9 protein-coding genes and 1 pseudogene are annotated in these 9403 nt (G+C 74.8%); 4 read left to right on the top strand and 6 right to left on the bottom strand.

What is annotated here, in order from left to right:
* A partial coding sequence (locus DT057_RS05015; RefSeq protein ID WP_128561017.1) for a PBP1A family penicillin-binding protein occupies positions 1-2180 on the top strand: 2180 nt, incomplete at its 5' end.
* Between the two features lie 52 nt (positions 2181-2232).
* Here DT057_RS05015 and DT057_RS05010 read toward each other — a convergent pair.
* Positions 2233-2439, bottom strand: coding sequence for a hypothetical protein (locus tag DT057_RS05010; protein WP_128561016.1), 207 nt, complete (start codon positions 2437-2439; stop codon positions 2233-2235).
* A 289-nt stretch (positions 2440-2728) separates the two neighbouring features.
* Between DT057_RS05010 and DT057_RS05005 the strand changes: the two genes are divergently transcribed.
* The gene (locus DT057_RS05005) at positions 2729-2968 is read left to right on the top strand and encodes a DUF6894 family protein (protein WP_128561015.1); all 240 of its coding nucleotides are present in this window, start codon (positions 2729-2731) and stop codon (positions 2966-2968) included.
* A 549-nt stretch (positions 2969-3517) separates the two neighbouring features.
* Here the strand turns inward: DT057_RS05005 and glyS are convergent.
* Positions 3518-5629 (bottom strand): glycine--tRNA ligase subunit beta, encoded by a 2112-nt coding sequence (gene glyS / locus DT057_RS05000; RefSeq protein ID WP_128561014.1) that lies wholly within the window; start codon positions 5627-5629, stop codon positions 3518-3520.
* 227 nt (positions 5630-5856) lie between these two features.
* Positions 5857-6828 carry a glycine--tRNA ligase subunit alpha gene (locus DT057_RS04995; RefSeq protein WP_128561013.1) on the bottom strand — a complete coding sequence of 324 codons (972 nt, stop codon included), beginning with the start codon at positions 6826-6828 and terminating at the stop codon, positions 5857-5859.
* Positions 6829-7024: 196 nt separating this feature from the next.
* On the opposite strand from DT057_RS04995, the gene DT057_RS36030 reads away from it, so the two are divergent.
* Complete coding sequence (locus DT057_RS36030) at positions 7025-7243, top strand: hypothetical protein (protein WP_203236189.1); 219 nt, start codon at positions 7025-7027, stop codon at positions 7241-7243.
* A 31-nt stretch (positions 7244-7274) separates the two neighbouring features.
* On the opposite strand, the gene DT057_RS04985 is transcribed toward DT057_RS36030, so the two are convergent.
* Positions 7275-8138: a S49 family peptidase gene (locus DT057_RS04985; RefSeq protein WP_128561012.1), complete on the bottom strand. Its 864-nt coding sequence runs from the start codon at positions 8136-8138 to the stop codon at positions 7275-7277.
* Between the two features lie 325 nt (positions 8139-8463).
* Between DT057_RS04985 and DT057_RS04980 the strand changes: the two genes are divergently transcribed.
* Positions 8464-8787: a hypothetical protein gene (locus DT057_RS04980; protein ID WP_203236188.1), complete on the top strand. Its 324-nt coding sequence runs from the start codon at positions 8464-8466 to the stop codon at positions 8785-8787.
* 36 nt (positions 8788-8823) lie between these two features.
* On the opposite strand, the pseudogene DT057_RS36495 reads toward DT057_RS04980, so the two are convergent.
* Positions 8824-9168 (bottom strand): annotated as a pseudogene (locus DT057_RS36495) (methyltransferase); the annotation flags it as partial.
* A 1-nt stretch (position 9169) separates the two neighbouring features.
* A partial coding sequence (locus DT057_RS36490) for a methyltransferase (protein ID WP_244937342.1) occupies positions 9170-9403 on the bottom strand: 234 nt, incomplete at both ends.

Genomic DNA, 9403 nt, shown 5'->3' with positions numbered 1-9403 from the left:
GGCCGGTCGCGCGCCTGGCCGCGCGGGTGCCGTGGCTGCGCGCCGCCTGCGTGTCGGTGGCGGTCCTGGCCGCGCTCTGCCTCGGCTACGGGGTCTACGCCCTGGCGAGCCTGCCGGTGAACGGCGGGCTCTCCATCGAGCCCACGGCCTCCGCCCTGGTGGTGCGGGCCCAGGACGGGCAGGCCTTCGCCACCCGGGGCGTCATCAAGGGCGCGAAGCTCGCGCCGAAGGACGTGCCGCCGGTCCTCGCCCAGGCGATCGTGGCGATCGAGGACCGGCGCTTCTACGAGCATCACGGCGTCGACCTGCGCGGGCTCGCCCGGGCGGCGTTCCGCAACGCCGCGGCCGGCGGCACCCGGGAGGGCGGCAGCACCCTGACCCAGCAGCTCGTGCGCATGAGCTACCTGTCCCAGGACCGCACCCTGAAGCGGAAGGTGCAGGAGGCGGTGCTCTCGCTCTGGCTCGAATCGCAGCTGCCGAAGGACGAGATCCTCACCCGCTACCTCAACACCGCCTATTTCGGCGCCGGGGTCTACGGCGCCGACGCGGCGGCGCAGCGCTACTTCGGCAAGGCCGCCAAGGACCTCACCCTGGCGGAGGCCGCGATGCTGGCCGGGCTGGTGCGGGCGCCCTCGCAGCTCGCGCCCCACCGCAACCTCGACGGGGCGAGGGGCCGGGCCGCGCAGGTCCTCGACGCCATGGTGGAGACTGGCGCCATCGCCCGGGCGGACGGGGAGGCGGCCAAGCGCGCGCCCGCCACCGTGCGGGTGCCGACCGAGACCCCGGTGGGCACCAACTACTTCGTCGACACCGTGGCCGACACGGTCCGGGGCCTGATCGGCGCGGGTCCCGCGGACGCGACGGTGCGCACCACCCTCGACCTCACCCTCCAGAACATCGCCGAGAGCGTCGTCGCCCGCCGCCTCGACCAGGAGGGCGAGCGCCGCAGGATCGCGCAGGGCGCCCTCGTGGCGCTGGCGCCCGACGGGGCGATCCTGGCGATGGTCGGCGGGCGCGACTACGCCGAGAGCCAGTTCAACCGGGTCACCCAGGCCAGGCGCCAGCCCGGCTCGCTGTTCAAGCTGTTCGTCTACCTCGCGGCCCTGAAGGCCGGGTACAGGCCCGACTCGGCGATGGTGGACCGCCCGACGCAGGTGGGCGAGTGGGAGCCCGAGAATTACGGCGGCCGCTACCGGGGGGCGGTCACGGTGCGCAGCGCCTTCGCGCACTCGATCAACACCGTCGCGGTGCAGCTCGCCGAGTCGGTCGGGATCCCGGCCGTCATCGAGACCGCGCGGGGCCTCGGCATCCAGTCGGACCTGCCGAACCTGCCGAGCCTGGCGCTGGGCTCGGCCGAGACCACGCTCCTCGAGCTCACCCGCGCCTACGCGGCGGTGGCGGCCGGGGCCGAGACCGTCGAGCCCTACGGCGTGCGCCAGATCCTGAGCCGCGACCAGCCGCTCTACACCCGCCCGCCGGCCGCCCCGGCCCCGGCCCGCGACGCGGCCGCCCGGGCCGGGATGCTCGATCTCCTGAGCGCGGTGGTCCGCGAGGGGACGGGCAAGAACGCCCGCGTCTCCGTGCCCTCCGGGGGCAAGACCGGCACCACGCAGGACAGCCGCGACGCCTGGTTCATCGGCTTCACCAGCGACCTTGTGGTGGGGGTCTGGCTCGGCAACGACGACAACGCGCCGATGGACGGCGTGACCGGCGGCGACCTCCCGGCGCAGATCTGGCGCGACTTCGTCACCCAGGCCATCGCGGCCCGGGCGAAATCCGCGAAGGCCGAGCGGACTGCGCCCCAGCCCCAGCCCCGGCCCGAGGCCGCCGCCGCCGTCGAGCCGGCCGAGCCGCGCCCGGCCCGGCCGAGCCTGCGCGGCGTGCCCGCGGTGATCGACACCGGCACCCTCGATTTCGACGGCAGGCCCGTGAAGCTCGTCGGGGTGGACGGGCTCGGGGGCCACAATGCCCGCGAGCTCGGCCGCTACCTGCGGCGGCGCGACGTCGCCTGCGCCCCGGCCGGGGAGGGCGGGACCTACCGCTGCACCCTCGACGGGCAGGACCTGTCGGAGCTGATCCTGTTCAACGGCGGCGGCCGCGCCGCCGGCGACGCGACGCCGGACCTGCTCGCGGCCGAGGAGCAGGCGCGCTCGAACCGGATCGGCATCTGGCGCCGGTGACCACTGCCGGCCGCTCCCGGCGGGCGGGCGCGGGCCCGCCCGACAGGGGCGGTCAGGTGCCGTCGTGCCCCTTGCTGGTCCCGATCACGCAGAGCGCCAGGCCGGCGACGCCCCCGAGGGTGCCGAGGGCCGCCTGGTAGCGCCACGAGATGTAGTAGCCCGCCGACCCGACGACGACGCCCGCGAGCGTCAGGAGCACGCCCCGCGTCGAGACCCGGGGCTTCTCGTACCGGCCTGTCCGTGTGCCCGTCTCGGCCATGCCCGCTCCCCTCCTCGAACCCGGCGCCGCGCGGTCGGTTCTGCGTCCGGCCGCCGGGGCGCGGCCTGCCCGGCCCGCGGCCCCGCCGAGCGCGGGCCGCCCCCGTGCCCGGGCGCGGCGGGCGGGTAGGCCCGGGCGCCGATGGACCGGCCGCCCCCTCCCTTCGGAGGATCACGGAAGGCGCGGAATCGCCCGGCCACGCTCGCGCCGGATCGCCTTTTCCCTGACATGCGGGACCAGCTTCGCGCTGCTAACGTGGATCCGGTCGATCACGTTCCTCCGGTCACTCATGCCGACCCAGATCATTGCCATGCCGCAGCGCTACTACTTCCATCTGGTCGGGCCCACCGGCATGATCGCCGATCCCCTCGGCGTCGAGGCCGAGACGGTGGACCAGGCCCGAACGGAGGCCGAAGCCGTGGTCGCCGAGATGCGCGCGGACGGCGAGCTGCCGGACCCCGACGGGGGCTGGCACATCGAGATCAGGAACGCCGCCGGCGCGCTCGTGGGATCAATCGACCTGCACTGAGGCGGGTTTGGGCGCGGGCGGGATCCTGCCGAGGATGCGCCGCAGGTGCTCGCGTATCGCCTGGCTCCTGGCGTCAGGCGCCGGTGCGAGTCCGTCCGAAGCGTCCAGCATGGGAGAGACCAAGGGCTCCTGAGTTCGGGCTTTGCCGCCGGGCGACATGGGTGTTGCCTCCTGCCGTGTCCCCGCCGAAGGGCGCCGGGACTTGACAGAAGACATAGACCCTGCCTTCGGCGCACCGCGGTGCGCTCCGGCACGGCCTGCATCCCCCATCCGCGCCCTGGCGCTGGACTTGTGGTGCGTCGAGGACTCGGACTGCTCCGCTGTCTACCGCTCTAGACCGTCCCGCGACAATGGCTTTTTGATTATTGCGGGGACCGGCAAAATGCTGAGACAGTCTCGGCGCCCAGTAAAGCCGGTCCGGACCGGCATCCGCGTCGGCGGGGCGCTCCCGAGCAGCGCCCGGTCAGGGTGCAACCGGTTGCTGCTCTAGGTTCCTGATTTTGCCGGATTTTCTGCGACGAACCGGTATCCGCGTCCTCAGGAAATCCTCTAGCGGCCCTCGCCCCCGATCCGCGAGAAGTCGGCGACCTCCCGCGTCGCGGCGCGCAGGGCGTTGAGGAGGGCGAGGCGGTTGGCGCGCAGGGCCGGGTCGTCGGCATTGACCGTCACCCGGTCGAAGAAGGCGTCGACCGGCGCCCGCAGGGCCGAGAGCGCCCGCATCGCCCCCTCGAAATCCTCCCGCGCCACCGCCCGGGCGGCCTCGTCCCGCGCGCTCGCCAGCGCGCCCGCGAGGGCCTCCTCCTCGGGCAGCGCGAACAGGCCGGCATCGGGCGCCGCCGCGTAGGCGCGCCCGTCCTTCTTCTCCTCGATGCGCAGGATGTTGGCGGCCCGCCGCGACCCGGCGAGCAGGTTGCGGCCGTCCTCCGTGTCGAGGAAGCGCCCGAGCGCCTCGACCCGCCGCACCACCATCAGGAGGTCGTCCTGGCCCGGGAGGGCGAAGACCGCGTCGATCAGGTCGTGGCGGGCGCCCTGGTCGCGCAGGAAGACCTTCAGGCGGTCGGCGAAGAAGCCGAGGACGTCGCCCGAGAACGCGGTGCCGGAGGCCGGGTGCGCGCCCGCGGCGGCGGCGATCTGCGGAAGCAGGGGCAGCCGCAGCGCGCTCGACAGGATCAGCCGGATCACCCCGAGCGCCGCCCGCCGCAGGGCGTACGGGTCCTTGCTGCCGGTCGGCGTCTCGCCGATAGCCCAGAATCCCACCAGCGTGTCGAGCTTGTCGGCGAGCGCCACCGCGACCGAGACCGGCCCGGTCGGCACGCGGTCGCCGGGGCCGAGGGGCTTGTAGTGCTCCTCCACGGCCGCGCTGACGGCCGGGTCCTCGCCCTGCTGCTCGGCGTAGTAGCGGCCCATCAGGCCCTGGAGCTCCGGGAACTCGCCGACCATCTCGGTGACGAGGTCGGCCTTGGCGAGGCGCGCCGCGCGCTCGGCGAGGTCCGGGTCGGCGCCCACGAGGGGCGCCAGCCCCCGCGCCAGGGCGGCGAGGCGCGCGACGCGCGCGAACTGGGTGCCGAGCTTCTCGTGGAACACGATGGCCCCCAGCCGCTCGACCCGGTCCTCGAGCCGCGTCCGCTTGTCGGTCTCCCAGAAGAAGGCCGCGTCGGAGAGCCGGGCCCGGACCACGCGCTCGTTGCCGGCCACGATGGCGGCGCCCCCGTCCGAGGCCACGAGGTTCGACACCAGGATGAAGGCGTTGGCCAGCCGCTCGCGCCCGTCCCGGTCCGGGGCGCGCAGCACGAAGCACTTCTGGTTCGCCCGGATGGTGGCGCGGATCACCTCCGGCGGGATGTCGAGGAAGCGCTCCTCGAAGCCGCCCATCAGGGTCACGGGCCACTCGACGAGGCCGGCCACCTCCTCGAGCAGGCCCTCGTCCTCGACGAGCTCGAGGCCGCGCGCGAAGGCGAGGTCGCGGGCATCGTGCAGGATGATGTCCCGGCGCCGGTCGGCGTCGAGCACCACGCGGGCCCGCTCCAGGGCCGGCAGGTAGTCGGCGAAGCGGCGCACCTCGATGGCCTGCGGTGCCATGAAGCGGTGGCCGTAGGTGGTCAGGCCCGCCCGGATGCCGTCGACCTCGAAGGGCACCACCTCCGGCGTCTCGGTCTCCGGGCCGAAGCTCGCCAGGATCGCGTGGAGCGGCCGGACCCAGCGCAGGGAGCCGGGCTCCCGGGAGGCGGCGCCCCAGCGCATCGATTTCGGCCAGGGGAAGCTCCGGATCACCGCCGGCAGGATCTCCGCCAGGACGTCGATCGTGTCGCGGCCGGGCCGCTCGGCCACCGCGACGTAGAACTCGCCCTTCTTGGGGTCCGACACGATCCGGGCCTCGTCGAGGCTCGCGAGCCCCGCGCTCTTCAGGAAGCCCTGGAGCGCGCCCTCGGGGGCTCCGACCCGCGGCCCCTTCCGCTCCTCGCGCACGTCCCGGCCCCGGGGCGGCAGGCCGGCGACGTGGAGGGCGAGGCGGCGGGGCGTCGCGAAGGCCCGGGCGCCGTCGTACAGGAAGCCGCGCTCGACCAGCGCGTCGGTGACGAGCTTGCGCAGGTCCTCGGCGGCGCGGCGCTGCATGCGCGCCGGGATTTCCTCGGAGAAGAGTTCGAGCAGGAGGTCGGGCATCGGGCGGCCTTGGGGGCCCCTTGCCTCCGCGAGGAGGGACCGTGAGACGAGGCGGAAGAGGGGTCGAGGCGCGGATGTAGCGCCCGCAGGCGCGGAGCGCCACCGGGCGCGGAGGTCTGATCGGGCGCGAGGCGCGAACGGGCGCGAAGCGCGAACAGGCGCGAAGCGCAAACAGGCGCGGAGCGCGATCGGGCGCGAAGCACGGCCGGGCTCCGCCCCGGCCCGGCTCAGGGCGCCGGGGCGCCGGCCGGATCCTGGCCGGAACCGGGGGCGGCCCCGCCGGCCTCGGTGCGCATCCAGGCCGCGCCGCAGGCCTTGGCGAGGTCGCGCACCCGCAGGATGTAGCTCTGGCGCTCGGTGACCGAGATCACCCCCCGCGCGTCCAGCAGGTTGAAGACGTGGCTCGCCTTGATGCACTGGTCGTAGGCCGGCTGGGCCATGCGGTGCCGGGCGTCGGCCGCGTCCGGTCCCGGCTCGCCCGCCGCGAGGTAGGCCCGGCAGGCCGCCTCGGCGTCGCGGAACTGGCGGAACAGCATCGCGGTGTCGGCGGCCTCGAAGTTGTGCCGCGAGTATTCCTGCTCGGCCTGGAGGAACACGTCGCCGTACGTGACCGCGTCGGCCCCCTCGCCGCCGTTGAAGTTGAGGTCGTAGACGTTCTCGACGCCCTGGACGTACATGGCGAGGCGCTCGAGCCCGTAGGTCAGCTCGCCCGCCACCGGCGCGCACTCGACGCCCGCGACCTGCTGGAAGTAGGTGAACTGGCTCACCTCCATGCCGTCGCACCAGCATTCCCAGCCGAGCCCCCAGGCGCCCAGCGTCGGGCTCTCCCAGTCGTCCTCGACGAAGCGGATGTCGTGGAGCGCCAGGTCGACGCCGATCGCCCGCAGGGAGGCGAGGTAGAGCTCCTGCAGGTCCGGCGGGTTCGGCTTCAGGATCACCTGGAACTGGTAGTAGTGCTGGAGCCGGTTGGGGTTCTCGCCGTAGCGCCCGTCCTTGGGCCGGCGCGAGGGCTGCACGTAGGCGGCCTTCCAGGGCTTCGGGCCGAGCGCCCGCAGGGTCGTCGCCGGGTGGAACGTGCCGGCGCCGACCTCCATGTCGTAGGGCTGGAGGATGACGCACCCTCGCGCGGCCCAGAACCGCTGCAGCGTCAGGATCAGGCCCTGGAACGAGCGCGTCGGCTGGAGGTCGGCGTCGGGCATGGGCGGGCGCTCGGGCGGGGATCGGGCCGGGAGCCTTGGGAAATGGCGCCGCGCGAGTCAAGCGCGGGCGTGCGGGAGCGCACCCCGCCGGCCGCGCCGCCGCGCTACCAGGAACCGTCCCACGGCCAAGCCCGTTATTGCCGGGACGGAGCCGTGATGCTGCGGGGACGCAGCCCGAGACTGTGGGAGTTCTTCCGTGATCAATCGGTTGACGGTGGTGGCTGCGGCCGCCCTCTTGTCCTGCGTCGCGACCCCGCTGGTCGTGCGAGCCGCGGGCCCGGGCACGCCGTCCCGCCTCGCCGCCCCCGCCGCCGTGACGCCGGCCCCGGCCGCCGCGCCGGCCGCGCAGGCCGCGCCGTGCCGCAGCGTGCGGGTGGTCTACGCCGCCTACGCGGGCACGGCCTGCGCGCGCTGAGCCCCCGTCCGCGGGTTGCGGGCCCGCGGCCTCAGAGCCCGTAGCGCGCGAAGGCCGCGCGCTCCTCGATCGTGGCCAGCGCGCCCTCCACGAGGGCGAGGCCGGCGGCACCGGGCTCCCGGCGCCGCAGCAGGCGGGCGAGCAGGCCGCCGCGCACCTGCTCGACGAGCCGGATCCGCACCGTCTCGCCGTAGCGCTCGCGCAGCACCGCCCGGGTGTCGCCGTGCCCGTCGACGAGGCCGAGGGCGAGGCCCTGCCGGCCGGTCCAGACGGCGCCCGAGAACAGCTCGTCGGGATCGCCCTTGAGGCCCGGGCGCCGGCTCCGCACGAGCTCGGTGAACATCGCCTGCACGTCGGCCTGGATGCCCTTAAGGCGCGCGACGTCGGCCGGGTCCTCCGGGCGGAACGGATCGAGCATCGCCTTCGCGCGGCCGGCGGTGTGGACCCGGCGCTCGACCCCGAGCCGCTCGATCAGGCCCTGGAAGCCGAACCCCGCCGACACCACCCCGATCGAGCCGACGAGGGAGGAGGGGTCGCAGTAGATCTCGTCGGCCGCACAAGCGATCATGTAGCCGCCGGATGCCGCCACGTCCTCCACGAAGGCGAGCACCGGCACGCCCGCCTCCGCGGCGAGCGCCCGGATGCGGCGGAAGATCAGGTGCGACTGCGCCGCCGAGCCGCCCGGCGAGTTGATCACGAGGGCGACCGCCCGGATGTCCGGCATCCCGAAGGCCCGCTCGAGCGCCGGCGCGCAGGCGCCGAGGGAGAGGCCCGCCCGCAGGGGCGAGACGGTGCCGATGGCGCCGCTCAGGCGCACGACCGGCACCAGCGGATGCCGGCGCCGCAGGCGCTCGGGCAGGAGGGCGCGTAGCGCGGGCATGATACCGAACGGCATGGCCAGGCAGGATCTCCGGTCGTGAGCCCGACAGGTAGGCGGACCGGACCGGGACGGCAAGGCGCGTCCGTTCGGCGCAGCGGAGGTATCCGTAGTTTTTTACGGAAGTTGAGCACAGGTTCATCGGCCCCGTCGATTGAACCGCCGCTGCGTTCGCCTAGATTATCCGGCGCACATGCCGGTGGTGCGGCGGTGGCCGGCGCGTCGGGTCTCCCGCCTCGTCGAGTCCCCGTCTGCCGCCGCCGGCGGACGGATGCCGGTTCGGTCGCGAGGAGGGCCGGGCGGGCCGAACGACACGCACATGGACCCAAGGGAGATCGACGACATGCGTGCCCTACGATGGATGAGCCTGGTCCTGACGCTGCTGGTGGCCGGGATCGGGCTCGGAACCAGCCGCAGCTCGGCCGCGCCCGTGCCGAGCGCCGCGGCCGTGGCGGCCGGCGAGCGCCTGAACGCCCCGCTGGTCGAGAAGGCCTACTATTACCGGCGCTACTATCGCCCGTACCGCCGCTACTACGGCTACCGGCCCTACCGGCGCTACTACGGCTACCGCCCGTACCGCCGCTACTACTATCGCCCGTACTACCGGCGCTACTATCGCCCCTATTACCGCCCCTACTACCGTCCGCGCTTCTACATCGGCTTCTGAGGCCGCTCCGGGCGGGCCCGGGGGTCCGCCCCCCGCTCAGCCGTCGGCGAGGTGCGCCTCGCCGCGGTGCAGCGCCTCGGCCTGGGGGGTGAACCGCCCGTCCGGCCCGTGCAGGACCAGCCCCGGCCGCAGCCGGAACGGAGCGCCGCTTCCCCGCACCCCCTCGATCAGCACGCGGATCGCCGGCGCCCCGGCGCGGGCGTGGACCGGCCGCACCGCGACGGCGCCGAAGCGCCCGGCCAGGGCCGCGAGGCAGCCCGGCAGCGCGTCGGCGCGGTGGATCATCACGAGGCGCCCGCCCGGGCGCGCGAGGTCGGCGCAGGTGCGCAGCCAGGCGGCGAGGCCGCCCGGCGCCAGGCCGTGGGCCGCGGCCCGGGCCGGNGCCTCGAAGAAGGGCGGGTTGGTCAGCACGAGGTCGGCGCTGTTCGGCCGCAGCCCCTGGCGGTGCCGCACGGCGCCCGGCGCGACCGCGTCGGCCTCGACGACCGCGACCCGCGCCGCGAGGCCGTTCGCCTGCGCGTTCCCGCGGGCGAGGGCGGCGGCCTCGGGGTCGCGCTCGACCAGCACGACCCGGCAATCCGGGCAGGCCAGCGCCACCGCGAGGCCGACGGCGCCC

Source organism: Methylobacterium crusticola, from assembly GCF_003574465.1.
GTDB classification, from domain to species: domain Bacteria; phylum Pseudomonadota; class Alphaproteobacteria; order Rhizobiales; family Beijerinckiaceae; genus Methylobacterium; species Methylobacterium crusticola.
This window is presented reverse-complemented; position numbering and strand designations above follow the sequence as displayed.